The 21,480-nt window shown below is 44.5% G+C and carries 21 protein-coding genes; 13 read left to right on the top strand and 8 right to left on the bottom strand.

What is annotated here, in order from left to right; all coding sequences use genetic code 11:
- Nucleotides 1-12: 12 nt before the first annotated feature.
- A complete protein-coding gene (rpmG, locus tag BLQ60_RS09255) occupies nucleotides 13-168 on the top strand; it encodes a 50S ribosomal protein L33 (RefSeq protein WP_003654787.1) in 156 nt (51 codons plus the stop codon).
- Between the two features lie 156 nt (nucleotides 169-324).
- The gene (locus BLQ60_RS09250) at nucleotides 325-2,034 is read left to right on the top strand and encodes a cation:proton antiporter (protein ID WP_092619279.1); all 1,710 of its coding nucleotides are present in this window, start codon (nucleotides 325-327) and stop codon (nucleotides 2,032-2,034) included.
- Between the two features lie 85 nt (nucleotides 2,035-2,119).
- Here the strand turns inward: BLQ60_RS09250 and bioD are convergent, their stop codons facing one another.
- The 3 genes from bioD to bioA all read right to left on the bottom strand — a co-directional run bounded on the left by bioD (nucleotide 2,120) and on the right by bioA (nucleotide 5,500).
- On the bottom strand, nucleotides 2,120-2,761 hold the full coding sequence (bioD, locus tag BLQ60_RS09245; RefSeq protein WP_213030472.1) for a dethiobiotin synthase: 642 nt from the start codon (nucleotides 2,759-2,761) through the stop codon (nucleotides 2,120-2,122).
- A gap of 12 nt (nucleotides 2,762-2,773) precedes the next feature.
- Entirely contained in the window at nucleotides 2,774-3,952 is a 1,179-nt protein-coding gene (locus tag BLQ60_RS09240) for an 8-amino-7-oxononanoate synthase (protein WP_092619273.1), read from the bottom strand.
- 264 nt (nucleotides 3,953-4,216) lie between these two features.
- Nucleotides 4,217-5,500, bottom strand: coding sequence for an adenosylmethionine--8-amino-7-oxononanoate transaminase (gene bioA, locus BLQ60_RS09230; RefSeq protein WP_092619267.1), 1,284 nt, complete (start codon nucleotides 5,498-5,500; stop codon nucleotides 4,217-4,219).
- A gap of 293 nt (nucleotides 5,501-5,793) precedes the next feature.
- Between bioA and ybgC the strand changes: the two genes are divergently transcribed.
- The 6 genes from ybgC to pal all read left to right on the top strand — a co-directional run bounded on the left by ybgC (nucleotide 5,794) and on the right by pal (nucleotide 11,094).
- Nucleotides 5,794-6,267, top strand: coding sequence for a tol-pal system-associated acyl-CoA thioesterase (gene ybgC, locus BLQ60_RS09225; protein WP_092619264.1), 474 nt, complete (start codon nucleotides 5,794-5,796; stop codon nucleotides 6,265-6,267).
- Nucleotides 6,268-6,299: 32 nt separating this feature from the next.
- On the top strand, nucleotides 6,300-7,019 hold the full coding sequence (tolQ, locus tag BLQ60_RS09220; RefSeq protein ID WP_092619261.1) for a protein TolQ: 720 nt from the start codon (nucleotides 6,300-6,302) through the stop codon (nucleotides 7,017-7,019).
- A gap of 32 nt (nucleotides 7,020-7,051) precedes the next feature.
- On the top strand, nucleotides 7,052-7,495 hold the full coding sequence (gene tolR, locus BLQ60_RS09215; protein ID WP_092619258.1) for a protein TolR: 444 nt from the start codon (nucleotides 7,052-7,054) through the stop codon (nucleotides 7,493-7,495).
- Between the two features lie 59 nt (nucleotides 7,496-7,554).
- Nucleotides 7,555-8,808, top strand: a complete 1,254-nt coding sequence (gene tolA, locus BLQ60_RS09210) for a cell envelope integrity protein TolA (protein WP_092619255.1) — start codon at nucleotides 7,555-7,557, stop codon at nucleotides 8,806-8,808.
- 220 nt (nucleotides 8,809-9,028) lie between these two features.
- Nucleotides 9,029-10,342 (top strand): Tol-Pal system beta propeller repeat protein TolB, encoded by a 1,314-nt coding sequence (gene tolB / locus BLQ60_RS09205; RefSeq protein ID WP_092619252.1) that lies wholly within the window; start codon nucleotides 9,029-9,031, stop codon nucleotides 10,340-10,342.
- Between the two features lie 182 nt (nucleotides 10,343-10,524).
- Entirely contained in the window at nucleotides 10,525-11,094 is a 570-nt protein-coding gene (gene pal / locus BLQ60_RS09200; protein ID WP_092619249.1) for a peptidoglycan-associated lipoprotein Pal, read from the top strand.
- A gap of 202 nt (nucleotides 11,095-11,296) precedes the next feature.
- Here pal and BLQ60_RS09195 read toward each other — a convergent pair whose 3' ends face one another.
- The gene (locus BLQ60_RS09195; protein ID WP_092619246.1) at nucleotides 11,297-11,494 is read right to left on the bottom strand and encodes an NF038105 family protein; all 198 of its coding nucleotides are present in this window, start codon (nucleotides 11,492-11,494) and stop codon (nucleotides 11,297-11,299) included.
- A gap of 260 nt (nucleotides 11,495-11,754) precedes the next feature.
- Here BLQ60_RS09195 and BLQ60_RS09190 point away from each other — a divergent pair, with 260 nt between their 5' ends.
- The 5 genes from BLQ60_RS09190 (at nucleotide 11,755) to BLQ60_RS09170 (ending at nucleotide 15,242) form a co-directional block, all read left to right on the top strand.
- Nucleotides 11,755-12,732: a class 1 fructose-bisphosphatase gene (locus BLQ60_RS09190; RefSeq protein ID WP_092619243.1), complete on the top strand. Its 978-nt coding sequence runs from the start codon at nucleotides 11,755-11,757 to the stop codon at nucleotides 12,730-12,732.
- Nucleotides 12,733-12,909: 177 nt separating this feature from the next.
- Nucleotides 12,910-13,719: a TrmH family RNA methyltransferase gene (locus BLQ60_RS09185; RefSeq protein ID WP_092619240.1), complete on the top strand. Its 810-nt coding sequence runs from the start codon at nucleotides 12,910-12,912 to the stop codon at nucleotides 13,717-13,719.
- Between the two features lie 171 nt (nucleotides 13,720-13,890).
- Entirely contained in the window at nucleotides 13,891-14,511 is a 621-nt protein-coding gene (locus BLQ60_RS09180) for an RNA polymerase sigma factor (protein ID WP_171259088.1), read from the top strand.
- A gap of 10 nt (nucleotides 14,512-14,521) precedes the next feature.
- Nucleotides 14,522-14,857, top strand: a complete 336-nt coding sequence (locus tag BLQ60_RS09175; RefSeq protein WP_092619234.1) for a hypothetical protein — start codon at nucleotides 14,522-14,524, stop codon at nucleotides 14,855-14,857.
- Nucleotides 14,847-15,242 carry a hypothetical protein gene (locus BLQ60_RS09170; RefSeq protein ID WP_092619231.1) on the top strand — a complete coding sequence of 132 codons (396 nt, stop codon included), beginning with the start codon at nucleotides 14,847-14,849 and terminating at the stop codon, nucleotides 15,240-15,242. The genes BLQ60_RS09175 and BLQ60_RS09170 overlap by 11 nt, the downstream gene beginning before the upstream one ends.
- 58 nt (nucleotides 15,243-15,300) lie before the next feature.
- On the opposite strand, the gene BLQ60_RS09165 is transcribed toward BLQ60_RS09170, so the two are convergent.
- The 4 genes from BLQ60_RS09165 to BLQ60_RS09150 all read right to left on the bottom strand — a co-directional run bounded on the left by BLQ60_RS09165 (nucleotide 15,301) and on the right by BLQ60_RS09150 (nucleotide 21,451).
- On the bottom strand, nucleotides 15,301-17,784 hold the full coding sequence (locus tag BLQ60_RS09165) for a CSLREA domain-containing protein (RefSeq protein ID WP_092619228.1): 2,484 nt from the start codon (nucleotides 17,782-17,784) through the stop codon (nucleotides 15,301-15,303).
- A 21-nt stretch (nucleotides 17,785-17,805) separates the two neighbouring features.
- Nucleotides 17,806-19,695 (bottom strand): rhombotarget A, encoded by a 1,890-nt coding sequence (rbtA, locus tag BLQ60_RS09160; protein ID WP_092619225.1) that lies wholly within the window; start codon nucleotides 19,693-19,695, stop codon nucleotides 17,806-17,808.
- A 118-nt stretch (nucleotides 19,696-19,813) separates the two neighbouring features.
- A complete protein-coding gene (locus tag BLQ60_RS09155; RefSeq protein ID WP_092619222.1) occupies nucleotides 19,814-20,521 on the bottom strand; it encodes a DnaA ATPase domain-containing protein in 708 nt (235 codons plus the stop codon).
- Nucleotides 20,522-20,992: 471 nt separating this feature from the next.
- Nucleotides 20,993-21,451 carry a DIP1984 family protein gene (locus BLQ60_RS09150; RefSeq protein ID WP_092619577.1) on the bottom strand — a complete coding sequence of 153 codons (459 nt, stop codon included), beginning with the start codon at nucleotides 21,449-21,451 and terminating at the stop codon, nucleotides 20,993-20,995.
- Between the last annotated feature and the right edge of the window lie 29 nt (nucleotides 21,452-21,480).

The following is a 21,480-nucleotide window of genomic DNA, read 5'->3' as shown; positions in this document are numbered from 1 at the left end:
GGAGCCATTGCCATGCGTGATAAAATTCGCCTAGTTTCAACTGCTGGTACAGGTTATTTCTATACCACTACGAAAAACAAACGTACTATGCCGGAAAAAATGGAAATCAAAAAATTTGATCCAAAAATCCGTCAACACGTGATTTTCAAAGAAGCTAAAATTAAATAATTTTAGCCTCGATAAAAAACGACTCTTCTTGAGTCGTTTTTTTATGCCTGAAATTTGCATTGTTTGCTATACTTCAAAAACATATTTTTTGGCATTATTTATGCTTTATCTTCTTTAAGCATTTATTTCTATTCACAATATTATTTGGAGCGTGCTGTGCCACATGATGTAGACCTGATTATCTTACTTGCCGTGGGTTTTGGCTTGGCTTTGATTTTTGGCTATATCGCTGCACGTCTACGACTTCCACCGCTCATTGGCTATCTCTTTGCGGGTATTATCATCAGCCCAAATACTCCTGGGGTGGTCGGCGATATTCACCTTGCCAATCAGCTCGCAGAACTCGGTGTGATGTTTCTGATGTTTGGCGTCGGGATGCATTTTTCCTTAAAAGATCTGATGCTGGTGCGCCGTATTGCACTCCCTGGTGCGATTTTACAGATCGCTGTGGCGACCCTGCTTGGTATCGGCGTGACCATGCTGTGGGGCTGGTCATTTGGCTCAGCATTGGTGTTTGGGTTAAGTCTTTCCTGTGCCAGTACTGTGGTATTGCTCAAAGCACTCGGGGATCGAGGATTACTGGACTCAGTCAATGGCAAGATCGCCGTCGGTTGGCTGTTGGTCGAAGACTTGGTGATGGTTTTGGCTTTAGTTTTACTTCCTGCTACAGCGGTACTGCTCGGTGGGGTGAGCCTCAACGATGACAGTGGTCAAAATATTTGGCTAACCATCGGCATCACCCTACTCAAAGTCGCAGGCTTTATCGCCTTTATGCTCATCGTCGGCAAGCGCCTTGTGCCGTTGATCATGCAGTTTGTGGCACGGCTGGGTTCACGGGAATTATTCACTTTGACGGTGGTTGCGGCTGCGGTATCGATTGCCTACGGCTCTTATGCGATCTTTGGCGTATCGATGGCACTAGGTGCATTCTTTGCGGGCATGGTGGTGAAAGAGTCCGACTTTAGCCATCGTGCCGAAGAAGAAACCCAACCGCTACGTGAGATTTTTGCGATTTTATTCTTCGTTTCGGTGGGGATGTTATTTGACCCTCGTATCATCATCGAAGAGCCGTTACATATCCTTGCCGTAGTTGCCATTATCATGATTGGTAAAACCCTTGCAGCAATGGCACTGGTGCTGTTCTTCCGCTATCCACTCAACACCGCACTGACAGTTGGGGCAAGTTTGGCGCAAATCGGTGAGTTTTCCTTTATCCTCGCAACGCTTGGCGTGGCATTGAAATTACTTACCCTTGAAGCGCAAAACTTGATCTTGGCTGGCGCACTGATTTCGATTTCGCTAAATTCATTTATCTTTACGGCGGTGGAACCGATCCAACGCTGGATTCGTGAGCGTTCACATTTGGCACGCTTACTTGAGCGTAGTGGCGATCCACTCGCTATGCTTCCTGATGAAGTTGATCAAAGTAACCTGCGGGATCAAGTGGTAATTGTTGGCTATACCCCAACAGGTCGCCATATTGCAGATCAATTGCAAGCGCAAAATATCAAAGTGGTAATCACCGATCAAAACCGTGAAGTGGTGGAAAATCTGCGTGAAAAAGGCATTGCCGCAGTCTCAGGCAAGCCGACCGATCCAAACGTCTTGATCCAAGCACATATCATGCATGCACGCCTACTAGTGCTCCGCACCATGGATATTTTGGACATTCATCAAATTGTAAATATTGCCAAACAACTCAATCCACAGTTGCAAATCATCGTCGGTGCGGAAAGTGTTGAAGAGGCAAAAGTACTCCGTGAAGAAAATATTGGTCAGGTATATTTTGCCCAAGAAGAAATGGCGAAAAATATCACTGGAGATATTTTGACGCATATCGAGCGTGTCCATCAGAGCAGTCATTAAATTCAGCGATCACTCGGATTTCAGCACAAGCATTTCATTTAAACCAAGAAATTTAGCTTGCACCAAAATTCCAGCCAAGTTTGCGTTAAAGTTTTGGCAACTCAATCCACTGCGCTTGAGGAAACATCGCAATCATTTTCTGCTGTAAATAGTGACGTGTATCCTGTGCAATCACCTGATCTTGCGCATCGTGAATAGCATTAAACACAATGCTGTGAAACGACACACCAAACTGCTTGAGCGCATACAGGCTCAGTAAAGTATGGTTAATACTCCCCAAACGTCCAGAAGTAACAAGGATGATTGGATAATTATGCTGAGCAACATAGTCGATGGTGAGCAAATCTGTAGTCAGTGGTACCATCAGACCACCTGCGCCTTCGAGCAAAACCACGTCATAACGCTCCGCCAGCACTTGCGTTGCAGAAGTAATTTTCTCTAAATCTAAATGTGTATTTTCAAGGCGTGTGGCGAGGTGTGGCGACGCAGGATATTTGAATATTTGCGGTGCGGTCAGCCCTTCGCCATCTTCAGGAAAATCATCTTTTTGCATCAATTGGCGATGTTTGGCGATGTCTTCGGAAAATCCATCGTTGCCTGTTTGCACCAGTTTTTGCGTGATGATCGACACGCCTTGATCAAGCAATTGCCTAGCAAGCATTCCCGTTGCCACAGTTTTGCCAATATCGGTGTCAATACCACTGATAAAATAGATGCCTTTTTGCAGATTCAACATGGCTTATAATTTTCCTAAAAGTGCTTCAAGTTGCAACCACTGCAAATCCGCATGTAAACAAATCCGTACCCTTGCCGTACCTTTTGCCACCGTCGGCGGACGGATTGGGAGTACATAGAATCCTGCATCTTGCATCTGCATCGCCTTATCCACGGCGGTTTGGTTTTCACCATAGATCACAGGAATGATATGACTTTGCGTTGGACAGCTTAACCCACGATTGACGACTTCACTTTTCAGTTTTTCACTGATATTTAACAGATTTTTACGTCGTTCAGACATGCGCATCATGCGCTGAAAAATAAAATTCGTCCACGCCATATTGATCGGCGCTTGCGCTGTGGAGAAGATCAGTGAGCGCATTTTATTAATGAGAAATTCACGGATCACTTGATCACAAATCAAATAACCACCAATTGAAGCGAGTGCTTTGCCAAATGTCCCAACCAAAAAATCAATCTCAGCGATACAATCCTGCGCTTCTGCACAGCCCAAACCACGCTCGCCATAGACACCGATGGCATGTGCCTCATCGACATAGAGCATGACTTTAGGATATTTCTTTTTAAAGGCAACCAATTGCTTTAAATCGGTCATATCACCGTCCATGCTAAAAACGCTTTCAGTGACGATGATGATTTTATCAATCGCCTCATCATCCATCGCCGTAATCAGCAATTGCTCAAGTTCAGCAAGGTTTTGATGCGCATAACGCTGTTTTTGCGCTTTGCTGAGTCGAATACCATCAATGATACTGGCGTGAATGAGTTCATCGGAAATGATCAAAGTCTTAGCATCGCACAGCGCAGGCAAGATGCCGATATTCATGTGATAGCCACTATTAAACAGCAAACTCGATCGCCCAAAGGCTTGACTAAGATTTTCTTCAAGCTGCTCATATTCTTCAAAATTTCCAGTAAGTAATCGTGAAGACGAACTAGTAAAATATTGCTTGGCAATCGGATAGCTATCGAGAAATTCCGCTTTTAACTCTGCATTTTCCGCCAAACCCAAATAATCATTTGAGCTAAGATTGAGCATTCTTTTGCCATTCAGATGAATAAATTGTCCATCTCGTTCGATCTGTTTAAAGAAGCGATAATTACCCTGCGCCTTGAGTTGATCAAGCGTATCGGCATAAGACTGATAAAGTGGATTCACAAACTCTACCTTCGGTTTCATAATCTAATTTCAAAAATCTGATGTTTACAATCCATAGGATACGCATCAGGGTCAGTCGCATTGTTCGAGGCAATACTGCAATGAAAAGTTAATGTTTCTGCGAGTAATTTGATACGCATCAGAATTGGTCGAGTTTGCGACTGACAAATGGTTTTGGTTACTTTTCCCGAAAGAAAAGTAACTCCTGCGGAAGGCATACCCTTCCATCGAATATTAAACAGCGAAACCCGCACGGCACGTAGCTTATGACCTAGCCAACACACATCAAGCAGGCTCATGATCACTTTCACGAACAATAGTTTGCACTGCATCAAGCAAAGTCTGTAACTCCGCCTCAGAAATAATGTACGGTGGCATGATATACACCAACTTACCAAAAGGACGTATCCACACGCCAAGCTCAACACAACGCTGTTGAATCTGCGCCATATCGACTGGATTTTTCATTTCTACTACACCGATTGCGCCAAGCACGCGCACATCTGCAACTTGGTGAAGTGCTTTTAACGGCATTAAAGCAGAGGTAATTTGTTGTTCGACCTGTGTAATCTTGTCTTGCCAATCCTGCGCTAACAGCACTTGAATCGATTTCAATGCCACAGCGCACGCCAACGGATTTGCCATAAAGGTCGGACCATGCATAAAAGCACTCGGACTACCTTCACTAATGGTTTTCGCCACATGATCAGTGGTCAGCGTCGCCGAAAGCGTCATATAGCCACCTGTTAAGGCCTTGCCGATACACATAATATCCGCTTGCACATCAGCATGTTCGCTTGCAAATAACCTTCCTGTACGTCCAAAACCTGTGGCGATCTCATCGACGATCAACAGTACATCGTATTGTTTGCACAATTTACTCGCTTGACGTAGATATTCAGGATGATAGATACGCATACCGCCCGCACCTTGCACGATCGGCTCGATAATCATGGCAGCAATGCTGTGGTGATGCTGTGCCAATGTCTGCGCTAAAGGCTCAATATCTTGTGGATTCCACTCCCCTGAAAAACTGGATTGTGGTGCAGGGACAAACATACGCTGTGGCAAACTACTGCCAAAAATATGATGCATCCCTGTCACAGGATCGCAAACCGACATGGCATGCCACGTGTCACCGTGATAGCCTGAGCGAGTGGTAATAAAGTTCGACTTAGCCGATTTGCCCTGTGCGTAGTAAAATTGGATCGCCATTTTTAAGGCAACTTCGACCGCCACTGAGCCTGAATCAGCATAAAAAATCTTTTGAAAATGCTTCGGTGCAATTGCTAAAAGTTGTTTGCCTAAATCAATCGCAGGCTGATGCGTCAATCCACCAAACATCACATGCGACATTTTTTTCAGTTGCGTTTCGACGGCTTGATTTAGCTCGGGATGATTATAACCATGAATCACACACCACCACGACGACATACCATCGATCAAGCGCTCGCCACTTTCTAGCTCGATATACACCCCATCCGCCGAACGCACCTGATAAGTCGGTAGCGGATCAATCATTGAGGTATATGGATGCCACAGATGTTGGCGATCAAATGAATTAGACATGGATGTGAACCAAATGTTAAAAATCAAAATTTCGAATCGTAGTTTGCCATATTTTTCAACTCGCTCAATGGCAAAATCAGCTCATTTCCATGACGCACTCGTTTTCTAAAATCAAGATATCACACAGTTTTCTGATCATTGATCAATCTTGGCTAGCAAAACAATGCATTGCCAATTTTGAACATCAGTGCCATTTTCCATTATTTTGAACTGGGCTACACTGATGCTCAAGCGATACCCCCCTCGTCTTTCTATAAGCCAACACCAATAAACACAGTTTTAGAGTGAATATTATGAGTCAATCTGCCAATTCATCGATCAATTGTTTCCGTTTTCCCATCCGTGTCTACATCGAAGATACCGATGCGGGTGGCATCGTCTACCATGCCAATCACATCCGTTATATGGAGCGCACCCGCACTGAATGGCTTCGTGCATCGAAGTTTGACCACTATTGGCATCAGCAAGATTACAACTTTGTGGTACACGATATTGCGGTGAAATACCATAGACCGATCTTAATGGATGATTTACTCACTGTTACAGCACGTGTAATTTCTTGCAAATCCGCATCATTTTCCTTGCAACAAGAAATTTACCGTGATGAAATACTGCTGGCTTCAGGACTTGTCACCATCGCTTGTCTTTCCAAGGAGATGCGACCACGCAAATTGCCTGATGCTTTGAAAAACATGATTCTTGAACAGCTCGCATTGGAACAGCAAGCGCTCGAAAATGCCAAGCTGGAGCAAGCACAAGACAACTAAACCAAACACCTCGACGATTAGCCAGACCAAATATGCCAACTGAAACTTTGCCAACAGAAGCCGCTACACACTCTTTAAATGTCATTGATTTGATTTTAGGCGCAGGAATCATCGTCCAGTTGGTGATGCTTGGTCTACTGCTTGCGTCGATCTACAGTTGGTATTTGATCGCCAAGCTGAATATCAGCTTTAAACAAGCCAATAAGCAAGATCAACAATTTGAAAAAATCTTTTGGTCAGGTGCAGAGCTTCCAACCTTATTTAAAAATGCGCAAACCAAAGCCAACCGTGCAGGCTTGGAAAATGTCTTTCATGACGGTTATAGCGAATACCACAAACTCAGCAAACGCAAAGCCACACTTGCACAGTCTTTAGAAGGCACTGAGCGTATTTTGCGGGTCAGCCTTTCTCGTGAGCAAGCTGGTTTGGAGCATGGTTTAAGCACCTTAGCCAGTATTGGTTCGGTCGCACCTTATGTCGGCTTATTCGGTACGGTGTGGGGCATTATGACCGCATTTATCGGTTTATCATCTGCCGAGCAAGTCACCTTGGCGACAGTTGCACCAGGGATTGCCGAAGCCTTGATTGCCACAGCCATTGGTCTATTTGCAGCGATTCCTGCGGTACTTGCTTTTAACCATTTCACCGCAAAAAGCGAAGGCTTATATGAAGAACGTGCCTTATTTGCCGAAGAAATGACTGCCCGCCTACAACGTCAGTCGCTTGCGCCTGATCTTGAAGATGAAGTGTAAGCCAATTCGGTCAATGGATGAGAGTTTAAGCTATGGCACGTTCGAATAGTCGTTTTACCCGCATCAAAAAACCACTGAAAAGTGAAATGAATGTCGTTCCCTATATCGACGTGATGTTAGTCCTTTTGGTGATTTTTATGGTCACTGCGCCGATGATCACCAGTAAAGTTGATGTTGATCTTCCTAAAGTCCAAGGACAAGATCAAAGCAGTAACAGCAGTAATGCCACCCTATATACGGTTATCATCGATAAAGCTGGACAACTGCAACTGCAAGTACAAAGCGATGCGCCGAAAGCGATGAGCTTGGCTGAGATTGAAAGTACATTGATGTCGGCATTAGAACAAGATGAAAATATCAATGTCATGGTTGCAGGTGATCAGTCGATTGCTTATGGTGAAGTGATGAAACTGATGTCTGACCTACAACAAGCTGGGCTTGAACAAGTCGGGCTGGTCACTCAACCGATTAAATAATTGAAATCATGATTGCCCAGAATCGCCAATCCACACCACGATCAATGTAAGTAGAAAGTATGCGTCGTCAACCTGAGTTTAAACAAAAGCCTCTCGCTCTCGCCTTTACCATCGGTCTCCATGCCGTGGTTTTGGTCGGCTTGGCTTTTTTTGCTGACGCACCTTTACCAACACCACCCAAGCCCTTAAAAACCGTTCTAGTCACCCCAGAAGAACTCAAAATACTACAACAAGAAAAACCGCAACAAGACCTGACAGAAGCGCCAACAGAAAGAGTGTCTGAAATCACCGAAGCACCTGAAGTCGCACAAACCCCTGAAGAAATCGATCCGACCCCGACCCAAGCCGAACAACAGCGCACACTTCAACAACAGCAATTGGCACAACAACAGCTTGCCCAAAAACAGCTTGAACAGAAACAAATTGAACAGCAGCGACTTGAACAACAACGCTTAGCGGAACAACGTGCTGCACAGCAACGCCAACAAGCTGACGCCGATGCGAAACGTAAAGCTGATGCGGATGCCAAACGTAAAGCTGATGCGGATGCCAAACGTAAAGCCGATGCAGATGCTAAACGTAAAGCTGATGCTGATGCCAAACGCAAAGCCGAGGCAGATGCTAAACGCAAAGCCGATGCGGACGCTAAACGTAAAGCTGATGCTGATGCCAAACGCAAAGCTGATGCTGATGCCAAACGTAAAGCCGATGCTGATGCCAAACGTAAAGCTGAGGCAGATGCCAAACGCAAAGCCGATGCTGATGCCAAACGTAAAGCTGAGGCAGACGCTAAACGTAAAGCTGAGGCAGATGCCAAACGCAAAGCCGATGCGGATGCCAAACGTAAAGCTGAGGCAGATGCCAAGAAAAAAGCTGAGGCAGATGCCAAGAAAAAAGCTGAGGCAGATGCGAAGAAAAAAGCGGATGCAGACGCTAAACGTAAAGCCGATGCCGAAGCGAAAGCCAAGGCTGAGGCTGATGCAAAAGCCAAAGCAGAACGTGAAGCCAAAGAAGCGGCTGCTAACAAAAAAGCCAATGCGAAAAAAATTGCATCCAGCGCTAAGCGTGATTTTGAAGCAAAAATTAAACGTTCATGGGATGTACCAGTCGGTACTTCTGGGACAAAAGCCACAGCACGCGTCACACTCACTGATAGCGGTCAAGTTGCATCGGCAATCGTGTCGAGTAGCGATCCGAATGTCAAAGCCTCTGTTGAAGCGGCGATTCGTGCAGCAGCTCCGTTTCCAATGCCTGATGATGCTGATGCACGCCGTGAAGCACGCTCATTTACTTCAACATTTACAGCGAAATAATTTGTCAAAGTTCGAACTTGTCAGCATGACTATTTCACTATACATTATTTTAATGTGAGTGCGGTATTCGCTTAAATTTACATAGTCAGTATAGAATTCAATGCAGGGCTTTGTTACAACAAGGATGATTTCATTCAGATTTCCGAGTCGAATCGCTTTACGGAAATATCTGAATTACACGAAGATGCATCATTTACCAAAGGTTAGAAATAAAGTCGAGATGATTGCCTTGAAACAAAATCCAAAATCTACAGCGAAATATAAACACCTTGCCCTCGCTCTGCTGGTGGCGTGTTCCCCTGTTGCCATACAGCACAGCTATGCGCAGTTGCACCTTGAGATCGCCAAAGCGCCTGAACAAGCGCCTCAGATTGCGGTGGTGCCTTTTGGCAATGATCAAACCGTTTCACCGATTATTGCCAGCGATCTCAATCGCTCAGGTCGTTTTACCAGTACCTCGAACAATTTACCTGCCAATCCGACCTCGCCAAGCCAGATGAACGTTGGCGTTTGGAAAGGTGCTGGCATTCCCTATGTGGTGATGGGTCAGGTACAGCAAGTCGATGCATCGACCTATAAGATTCAATATCAATTGTTCGATACCGATAAACAACAATGGCTACTCAATGAAGTGCTCACCGTACCAAGTAGTCAGTTGCGTAAAGCCGCACATTTGATCAGTGATACCATTTATAAAGCATTAACAGGTGTGCCTGGTGATTTTAGTGGTCGCATTGCCTATGTACTGCGTAACCCTGCAACACCTGATCAACGCTATACCTTACAAATTGCCGATACCGATGGTGCCGAACCTCGCACGATTTTGTCATCGCCTGAGCCGATTCTGTCGCCATCATGGACACCTGATGCCAAGAAATTGGCGTATGTGTCCTTTGAAACCAAACGTCCAGCGATTTATTTACAAGACTTATCGACAGGTCAGCGTCAATTATTGACCAGTTTTAAGGGCTTAAATGGTGCGCCGAGTTTTTCACCTGATGGACAAAATATGCTGTTTACCGCATCGATGGATGGCAATCCAGAAGTCTATCGAATGAATCTATCAACCAAGCAACTGACTCGCTTGACGCGTGACACGGCGATCGATACCGAAGCACGTTATGCGCCTGATGGGAAATCATTTATTTTTACCTCAGATCGTGGCGGCTCACCGCAGATTTATCGCTATACTTTTGCAGACGGCTCGACCAAACGCATGACTTTTAAAGGTGCATTTAATGCCCGTGCAACGCTCAATGCAGATGGTAGCAAAGTTGCTTTAGTACATCGCCCAAGTGGTAGTAACTATAAAGTTGCCCTGATGGATCTCAATTCAGGTATTTTCAATATTCTCACCCCAACCTCGCTGGATGAGTCGCCAAGTTTCTCACCAAATGGTCAGATGGTGGTTTATGCGACACGTGAAGGCAATCGTGGCTTGCTCTCCATCATGTCTACCGATGGTCGATTCCGTATGAATCTACCAAGTGAACAAGGCGAAGTGCGTGAACCCGCTTGGGCACCGAGCCATTAACACAGTTTAGGTCATCTCGTCTCAGCAACGAAATGACCTATTTAAAGGCGACTTGCTTGAAACTTAAAGTCGTCAATATTGTAGTCAGCAGTTGTTTGAATTCAGTATTTTAACTTGCTTAAATGGAATTGATTAAAACGGTTGTATAAAATCCCCACCATCTCATCCATCAGGAGAGTGTTATGAATTATAAATTATTGGTTTTACCTGTGTTAGCAGGTGCTTTAGTGATGACAGGCTGTGCCAATCGCAAACCAGCAACAACGACCACCAGCAATGGTGCAGGCACAGTCAGCGGTGCAACCACTTCTGGTCTCGGTACAGATTCATCAATTAGCGCACAAGGTGGCTCAACGCTTGGCGTGACTGATGCCAACCGCCCATTCCTTGCCAAGCGTGTGGTACATTTCGATTATGACAGCAGTGATGTGTCTAACGAAGATTATCAAACTCTACAAGCCCATGCGCAATATCTTTCTGCCAATGCCAACTCAAAAGTCGCATTGGTTGGTCATACCGATGAACGTGGTACACGAGAGTACAATATGGCGCTAGGCGAACGCCGTGCCAAAGCAGTTGAAGCGTTCTTGACTTCTTATGGTGTGCGTGCTGATCAACTGGAAGCAGTCAGCTACGGTAAAGAACAACCTGTCAATGCAGGTCATGATGAATCGTCGTGGCGTGAAAACCGTCGTGTAGAAATCAACTATGAAGCCGTTCCACCGATCCTTACTGTGCCAAATAGTCGTTAAGCATTTGAATTGCTCTGGCAATGACACAATGATCCAGTAAACATCGAATCCATCTAAAGTAGCTTTTCGGAGCTACTTTTTTTATTTTATGGTTTTATTTCCTGATGTCATTTCTCAATTTTGTTTCAGGACACATTCTAGCAACCGATCGAAGATAAGGCTTTACTCAAAACATAATTTGGCACTAAAAAAGCAGCATTTGCTATTTCGTAGCAGTCAATTGCTTTTCTTCAGCACCATGCTCGAGCATGGATTCAATCAAATCATGCTTGTTAAAATCTTTATATTCAGGCTTGGCTTCATAGGCTTGCCACGCTTGCTTGACACTTTCATTTTCGATCTCATGCATGTCGATTTCTTCGACAGCGGTTGGCATTTCGTCAAATTTCATCGTTGTCATGGTGATTCTCCTGCTGCACCTTGCCACTTTTTACACTGCATATTTTTAGACTTCAACTCAAATAAAAACTGCGAGTATAAAAGTGCTTTTCTTTATTTGTTATAGCATGTTCTGTGCCAAATGGTGATCATTTTTTGGCATATAAATTGTGTCGAAATGACGCAAAGCCAACACGTCGTCATAGTTTTTATCATGAAGATGCAATATGATAGAGCCCATACACATTTGAACCGTTTAAAAAAATATTGGAGTTTGACGTAATGTCTCAAGTTTTACTCAAAGATTTTCTCGCACAACAACAAAATTCTCAGCTCACAGAAAGTCTTGCGCAAGTGATTCTCAGCATTGCGACCACCTGTCAAGCCATTGATCTTGCACTACAAAAAGGTGCACTAGCTGGCATTCTCGGCAGTGCAGGCAACGAAAATGTACAAGGCGAAACGCAAAAAAAATTAGACGTCATTTCTAATGATATGCTGATCGATGCACTACAACAGCACCCTGCTGTTGCGGCATTGGCTTCCGAGGAATTGGAACAGATGACACCAGCGCAAGCTAGCGGTGAATATTTGGTGTTGTTTGATCCACTCGATGGTTCAAGCAATATTGACATTAATATGTGTGTCGGCACGATTTTTTCGATTTTAAAAAATGACGGCGAGCTGAAAACTGAAAACTTCTTCCAAAAAGGTCGTGATCAAGTCGCTGCGGGCTATGTGCTGTATGGGCCATCAACCATGTTGGTACTCACTACAGGTCAAGGCGTGCAAATGTTTACCCTTGATCCTGAGTCTAAGCAATTTGTCCTCACCAATGATCAAGTGCAAATTCCAGTAGAAACCCAAGAATTTGCCATTAACGCATCAAATCAACGTCACTGGGAAGCCCCTGTACAACGCTATATCGGCGAACTACAAGCTGGTAGCACTGGTGTACGTGGCAAAGATTTCAACATGCGCTGGGTGGCATGCATGGTCGGTGATGTGCATCGCATCCTGACTCGTGGTGGTATTTTCTTGTACCCATATGATCTAAAAGATCCAAGCAAAGCCGGTCGTTTGCGTCTGATGTACGAAGCCAACCCGATGAGCTTTATCGTTGAGCAAGCTGGTGGCGCTTCTTCTACTGGTCGCATGGACATTATGGATGTGGAGCCAACCGATCTACATCAACGTATCCCTGTGATTTTGGGCTCTAAAGCTGAAGTCGAGTTGGTCACGAGCTACCACCAAGCCTGATTTTTTTTCATATTGCTCTGGCTCACATTGATCTGGCTCGCATCTGCATAAACACGGCTGATTAACCTCTGATACAATGAGGGATGATATGGAAATACATGTCATCCTAATTTTTTCCGCTCGACGTGATACTTACTGTATTCATTTAGCGTTTTACTTGCACTATCAACTTTGCCCATGAATATGCTTGAATACATCCAATCCAAAGACAATCCAAAACTCAAACTGGTCCGTGGCTTGTTGGAGCAGGCTTCACTACGCAAAAAAAATGCGCAGACTGTACTCGAAGGCGCACACCTGATTGAAAGTTTTCTACAGCATTACACAGCGCAAAATGACCATGCAAAAATTCAGTTTCTATTGTGTACCGAAGAGGCTTTAAATCATCCTGAAAACCAAAAAGCTCTCGAAGAAAATTCGAAAGCAAATACAGCACCTGTCTATTTGGTTGAGCCGTCGCTCTATCACAAGATCAGCCAATTGGGTGAATCCACACCACTGATGGCGGTAATTGACCTGCCTAAAACCCAAGAGCAATGGCAAGTCAATTGTGACACCTTGATTCTCGATCGTGTTCAAGATCCTGGCAATGTCGGAACCTTACTGCGCTCTGCCGCAGCAGTTGGGATCAAGCAGGTCATTACCACTGTTGGTACGGCGAGCCTGTGGTCGCCTCGTGTGCTTCGGGCGGCGATGGGCGCACATTTTTCCTTGCAATGCTTTGAAGCGGTGCACGTTGAAGGTCTGATAGATCAATTTCAAATACCCGTCTACGCCACCAGCTCACACCAACCACAGAGTATTTATCAGCTCGATCTCACCTCCCCTTGCGTGTGGATATTGGGCAATGAAGGTCAAGGCGTGCACGATGATTTACTCAACAATGCCAGCGCAGTGACGATCCCGCAACCAGGCGGACAAGAGTCGCTGAATGTTGCCATTGCAGGTTCGGTCTGCATGTTCGAAATGATGCGTCAGCGCCTTTAAAACCATATTTTTTATCAAGTAACAAAAGCTAACGATTTGCAGTTTTATGTTGAAACTGTGCCATTTTTTCACAAAATCTCATACACTAAAGAAGAAAATATTTTAAAACCATGTCAACCAAACTGATCTGAGTGACGTTAATAGTCACATAGAAACGGTTTAGGTTGTCGAATGACAGGACTTTCCATCCCAATGGATTCAGCACCCAAGCAAAAACAATTGACGCAGGAAACGACTGCGCCAATGTCGCTTGAAAAGCGCCTCCAGCTCTTTATGCAAGAGATTACTGGACGTGCTTTAGTGATGATGGAAAATGCATGTCAAGGTCAACATGATGTGGCAATGGATCTAGTGCAAGAGGCATTTATCTCATTGCATCAACATTATCCTGACAAAGCCACCGATGAATGGTATCCATTGTTTTACACCATCTTGAACAATAAGCTACTCGACTGGCGCAGGAAAGAAGCACGTCGTACCCAGCGTTTTGGCTGGTTACGTATCAATCCGATTGCTGATGAAGATGAGGAGCAGTTTGACCTTCCCGACCACAGCCTTGTCGATGCCAGTGATTTAATTGATCAAGAGCACACCGCAGAGGAAATTTTTCAAGCCATTCAGACCTTACCTGTCCGTCAACAGCAAGCCTTTATGCTTCGTGCATGGGAAGGCTTTGACACTGCAACAACAGCAAAAATTATGGACTGTAGTGAAGGCAGTGTAAAAACGCATTATCACCGTGCCACGCAAAGTCTAAAAACGATTTTGGCACATTTAAATTTTGATAATTGAGGGTCATCCTATGAAAAAAGATGATTTTAAACAAAAGTTCGAACAGAAAATAGTCAGTGCCTTGCAAAGCAAAGCCGACCAGCAAACGCAATATAAGCATGTCGTGATTGACAATGTCTTTGCTCGCCTTGAGCAACATCGTCACGAGCGCTTTAACCGCTGGGGGTTGGCTGGTTTTGCGCTGGCTGCTGCCATTACAGGTGTAGCTGTGGTGCCGAGCAGTTTTTTTGAAGCAACGCCTGATCAACAACAAGCGACTGTGACCACCACCAAACTGTCGCCACAATTGGCAGATGATTTAGAAATGCTCTTGGTACTTGGCGAGGATGCAACACATGGTAGCTAAACTACCTGTACTGTGTGCGGTATCGATTAGCCTTGCATCCCCGATTGGTTTTGCGGGAATGGAACGCTTTTGGGCGAAGAAAGACGAACAAAAAACCATTGAGCAGTTCGATGAATGTGATGCTCTCACTGCTGAGCAACGCCATCAGCTGATTCAAGCCTATCAAGCCTCTCGAGATGAAGAACAAAAACTTGATCTGAAAAAGCGCATGGAATGGTTTTGTAAACTCAGCGATCAAGAGCAAGATCGTATGCGTGTTGCTTGGCAGAATATGAGCACCAAAGAACGCAATGAACTCAAGCAAAAGCTCCAAGCCGCAACAGATGTGGAACAACGTGCTGAGATTCGTCGGGAGTTTATTGAGCGTTATGAAAGTCAGTTTTAATTGAATCAACTAAAACATAGAGGCGCATTAAGCGCCTCTTTTTGTATCGGGTGAAATTCTAACGTAAGCGTCGACGCAAAAGTGCTAATCCCAACAAACCAAAAATACTCAACAGCCCAGTGCTACCACCACCGCCACTACTGCCTCGGGTATCGTCAGACGTTGTTGCCGTATTGATCAGTTTGACATCTGCAGTATTGGATAATGTGCCGTCCGCATCAAAGACTTGATAGGTCAAAGTATAGTTAAACTTGTTGAAGCTATTCTTTGGCTTAATGTATATATCACCACCATAACACCACTCTCGAGATTCATCATCACACAGCACACGATGCTCGGCTTCGATCAATAGATTACTATCCACTTCATCGAATTTGATCGGTGCCGAAATCCCATCATCATTGACATAAAATACTTTTTTACCTACTGGAAAACCTTCTTGGCTCGATGTACCGTCGCCATCATCGTGATCATTGGCAAGTAAGTCTAATTTAACCCGCTGTTCAGTGCCCCACTTCAAGGTGTATTCATCGTCTTCTGCTACTGGGGCAATATTGACAAAGGTCGCTTGGGTCACACCAATGGATTTGATGTTCGGATCAGATTTTAGACTGATGGTATAACGACAATAACTATAGTCCCCTGCCTGAGAGGCTTTACCATCGGTGCGATACATCAACACCGTTTTGAGCTTATTGTCCCAAGTACAGCGCAAATTATCGTCAATCAAATAGCCATCTTTATCAACATGATAACCTTCTGGAACGGCATTCGCTGCACCAGTATATTTAAAAACATCTTCATCTGTTGAACCAAACACATCACTGCTGGTGCCGAGCGCATAGGTTTCAACATTGTAGAGATCGGCATCAAAATGTTGAATCTCACGTTTACCATTGACGACTAACTCAGCAGGCACACTGTTGGCAAAAATATCAAAATACGCCTGACGATAACGCAAGCTATTCTTATAATTATCAATGCGTTGTTGATAGAAGTCCCGGCGCTGCTGATAATAACCACGGAACTCTTGCTCAGTTTCTTCATCATCCAAGAGGTCTTGGAAGAACTCGACCTGCGCTTCAAAGTCTTCGATTGCTTTAAGCTGGGATGTATTGGTACTGGTCATATCGTTGGCAGCCAGTTTCACCAATTCGGTCGAGCCAATATCACAACGATTTTCGGTTTGTGTGGTGGTGCCTGTTTGATCCCAAATCAAACGGTTGGTCGCCAAACGACTCAAGCCACGCTGATCAGTCGGCTCACAGCCTCGTGAGTTTTCATCAATATTTACCAATGGATTGTTCGATGTATTATTCAGGAAATACATCGGCATAAAGGCAGTATATTGATCCGCCACTTGCAAGCTACTCATCAAGGTCGATTGGCTATAGCTACTGATATTTTTTGTGGTTTCATCTTTGAGCACGGTATATGGCAACTGGCAATAGCTATTCGCCCCCGAGGATGATTCGAGCCCATTATAATTGAGGGTAAAGCCCATGCGGTTATCCGTCGGTAAATCCCCAAGTAGATAACGGCATGAATAGCCTGTGTTGTAGGCGATGATATTGTAGCCAAGCGACTTATTCGCCACGGCATCATAAAGCAACGTGCTGTAGGCGGTATTATTGACGATGGTATTACTTAATAAGGTCAGCTTACTGGAATCACTGAGTTTGGCTGAGCCATTCTGATTCGGCAAACTGTCTGCGGTATATTTAATGATGCTACCATCGTTCGTTGACGCAATATTCTGCGCAATGGTATTGGAGCTCAAGCTCATATCAGGCACACCGCAGATTTCAAAGACACTTTGGCTACTGGCTTGACCATTATTGACGATCGATGAACCTTTAAAGCTAATGGTGCGTGAGGTAAAGGTTAGATTATCAATACAGCTCATCGCAAGCACTGAGCCACGTGTTGCCGTATTCCCTTCAAACACACTGTTGGTCACATCCAAGGCACTGCCCACACCTGACAGATAAATTGCACCACCTTCTGTAGCAGTCGAGTTTTTCACTTCGACTTGCACCAATGATACCGTCGCACCCGCTTTAATCGCACCACCACGACTTGCACCGCCATTTTCCAAACGTAAAGTTTGTAGCGTTAAGGTAGATTTGCCTGCGGTGGTGTCGAACAAGGTAAAGCTATTATTGCCTTTGATCGTGGTTTTTAAAGGCTGACGCTGTGGATAATCACCTGTAATAACATCTTTTACATTCCAGTCTGTTGGTGATTTACCCAAAATATTGATCATGGATGATGGGGTCAATGGCTTAGTGATCACATATTCGCCCGCCTCCAAATCAATACGATCGGTCACCGCAGGCGAGGTTTTTCCGACCTTACAACCGCCATAAGATTCATTTTTTGCAGCCGTGGTAATGGCTTCACGTAATGAGCAGGCATTACTGTTTTCACCATCTTCATCGGCAAAGGTGGTGACATAAATCACTTCATCTTCAGTGGCTGCCATCAACGGCAAAGCGGCAACAATCGACAGCGCCAATACTGCCTTTTTATAGTTTTTCACCTGAACGCTCCTTGTTAGGTTTTAGGCTTTTTTCTTTCTCAAAGCGGTGCGCCCCAAGGCGATCATCAAGAGTGCAAAGATTGAATAACCAATCCCACCACCCGATACTTTGACTTTTTTACTTTCAAAATTATCCTCAGGACTTTGTACGATCCGCACTGGTACGACAATGTCACGATCAGTTTCGGCGTCAGAGAAGCGTGAACCCGTGGTAATGACACGTAAATTAAACTCATCTAAGCCATGATAGTTGGAATTTGGACGATAAATGAGTTTGCCATCTGCATCTAAGGTTAATGTCCCTTTCGATTCTGGAGTTGCAGAACTTTGCTCGACACGTAAACAGCCCACTTGCCAAGGCGTGCCATCAGGTGCAGTGTCAGCACCTAAGATTGCCGCACATTCCTCTGCGGGTAACAGCTCACCATCCGCCAAACTATCGACAATCGACATTTCAGCGACATCACCATAGTTAATATCTTGCCCGACACGATAGATGACCTCTGGACTAATTACCAATTCGATCGCACCAATATCACAATGCACCGATGATGCACGAGTAAAACCACGCTGATCCTGCCCTTCACAGCTGAATACACCGAGATCAGTCCCGTCACTAAACAAGCGACCACGATTCACGATCGGAGAATCGGTGAGTACGCTATAAGCTGACAGCAGACGAGGCTTAAAATAGCCTAAGAAATATTCATTCGGCGTGCTGTATGGACAGAGCAAACCATCTGCTGGCGGACGATCACAACTGCCCTCACTGCTGTCGCCTGCAAATAATTTGTTATGACTTAGACTACTGATAAAAATATTGCGGTTGCCATCTTCACCAGACTTACAGCTCGAACCAACCAAGTTATTCATTGAGAAGGATTTATCGCTCGAGCTATAGCTACAATCTGTACTTTGATTGACTACGATGCTGTTGGCAATATGCGCCTTTTCGTTTGGTGCATCGAGATAAAAGCCTTTGGCATTATCTACTGCAGTGACATTATTGACATAGACGCCATCACGTACATTCAATAAAAAGCCTGTATTTTTGAAAAGTGTGCTGTTACTGAGATAAGAGACGCGAGTAAATGTACCTGAATTGGTGGTTTCATCGTTAAATTTGGTGGCACTATAAATCATGCTCGCACCACTAGCGGTGCTGGTATTATTGCGAAATACGCTATTTTTTAAATAAAATAAAGGTTGTCCGATATACAGCACCGCACCTTGTTGGGCTTTGTTATTTTGAACCAATGAATTGGTGATGTTTACAAAACTGGCTGAGTTGCCATTGGTACCTGTAATGATACCATCACTATAGATTGCCCCGCCCTCGTTGGCAAAACCGTCAAACAGTTTGACATGCTCTAAAGTGAGATTTTCTCGGTTAAAAATAATCCCACCTTGCGCCGCACAAATGGTATCCGAACCACAGCCTTGCAAATTGACTTGGGTAAATTTCACTGTGATCTGACTAATGTCTGCATCACCGTCATTGACATTGAATAAGCGATGCTGACCTGCTGCCTTGATGGTGGCATTTTCTAGCCCAATCGCCGTGGCTTCAGCATTAAATACCGTGCTTTCCGTTTGGATGGTCAGTGCGGAGGTGATTTTCACTTCAGCATTTAATGTGTAGGTTTCTTTGGCAGTGAGCAAAATCGAGGCGGTGGCATTCTCATCACCACAGCCGTTATACCCTGCATTTTTGATCGCTTCTCGTGTGGCTTTTTCTGACTCAGTTTCATCGGCTTTGGCAGTCAGATATTCATTGGCATAGGTGATCGCTTCACGTAATGAACACTGATCATCATCTTTGACCACATCTTCAGTTGTTGTCACTGTAATATTGGCGAATGCTTGCCCACTTAGGCACAATAACCCCGCTACAATGCTTTGCTTAAGCATTATTTACTCCTTTAACCCGCACATTTTTTTTGTTTTTGGCGTTCTATTTTGCCAATCCTTGAACCCACATACTTTGGCACAGCTTGCCCGTCGTGACAAGCCTATTTTTTAACGCATCTCAATCCGCATATTGATCGATTAATGCAAAGATTTGTTTTAAGCGTTGATTTGACAGTTTTAATTGTTCGCCTTGTAGAAGCTGTTCGATACGATCTAATGTCGCAAGCAGATGATTGGTGTGTTTCGGACCGTATTGCAATAAATATTCAATAATTTGCGGATGCAATTGCCAGCCACGGCGCTGTGTTACGGCAAGCAATAAGGCTTGGCGGTCGGCATACAAATCCCCTTCAGGCACATGAATGCTCACTGCCTGATTCAAGCGGGACTGTAAATCTGGGAATTGTAAACGTAGCTCAATCGGCGCAAAGCGAGATGAAAAGACCAATTGAGTTTGCGTGTCGTAGCTTTGATTGATCAGATGAAATAGCGCTTTTTGCCAATTCAACGCCCCATTAATTGCCTCAACATCATCTAGCGCCACCACATCATAATATTCAAGCGCTTCTAAGGCTTCGACTGGCGCATCAAGCAAACTGAGCAATGGCACATGGATGGCACGTTTACCCAATTCTGAAAATGAATCACAAATCGCGCTCAACAAATGGGATTTTCCCGAACCTGCCGACCCGTAGATAAATAACTGCCGAATCAGCCCAGTATGAAACTGCCGAAGATTATCAATCACAGGTGCCCAGCTTGGTCCCGCAAAATCACTGATTTGCGCATCCAAATACGGTTCAATTTCCAATTTTAATTGGCGCATAGTTATGACCTAGACAGGATGTTTATCATCTCACCGTATCAATTACATCAATGTACAGCGTGTCCCATACATCCTCAGCATTCGTATTGAAAATACATTGCCACACATCGCTTACACCAAAATATTAACACAACCATTTGAATTGTTATGATTATTCATGGCAAAAAGTCATGCAATATTGGCAAAATAAATTGGAAATCGACTGTCAGTATCTGGTAGTGCGTACTAAGTGGTACAAAGTGAATTGTGCCTTGTGCGGGGCTTGCGAGGTAAAATAGTGCGCCAGCCCATAGCGCAATTCTGCCGCTGCAATATATTTTCAACCCCTTGCTGCGGAAGTAAAGGGTCTGATACTACGCCCAGCCGATCCCAAACTGGTCAAAACAAACACATCAAGTATTTGTTTTGTTATCTAAAAATCTTTGCTCAATCAAAAACAATGAATGTAGTTAGTCAAAACAGTGAGTGTGGTTAGTCCAGTAACTCAATCTGCCAGTTATTGGCTTGGATCAGTAGATTCAGCTCACGAATTTTCACTGCAATATCATCAACTTGTTTCTGTATCGATGCAATAGAAATGGTGTAGTTCCATTTAATCTCTCGATAACTATAACGATCATCGCTCTGCGCTGTCGCATCAATCGCATCCAAAAGCAAACGATGACGACTATTGAGACTGTCTCGCTCCACTAATAGCTCCAGCAAAGGTTTGCCATTGGCAAGCACGGTACTGGCATTGGTGCGATGGATTTTTGCCACCAACTGGTTCAGTTCAGTAATAATTTGACTCGCTTCAAGCAACAGTTTCTCAGGATCTTCGGCTGGGGTATCACCTTCTTGCACTTTGACATTCTTGCGAATCCGTCCTTTGAGCTGTGCCAGTTTGTTCTGCATATCACTGCGAATTAATAATGCTTCCGCCAGTTTCATCGCTTCACTCCTTTGCTGATTTTCAATCA

Source organism: Acinetobacter marinus (assembly GCF_900096915.1).
In the GTDB taxonomy this organism is placed as follows: Bacteria; Pseudomonadota; Gammaproteobacteria; order Pseudomonadales; family Moraxellaceae; genus Acinetobacter; species Acinetobacter marinus.
The sequence above is the reverse complement of the archived record's forward strand: the minus strand, read 5'-3'. Positions and strand labels throughout refer to the sequence as shown.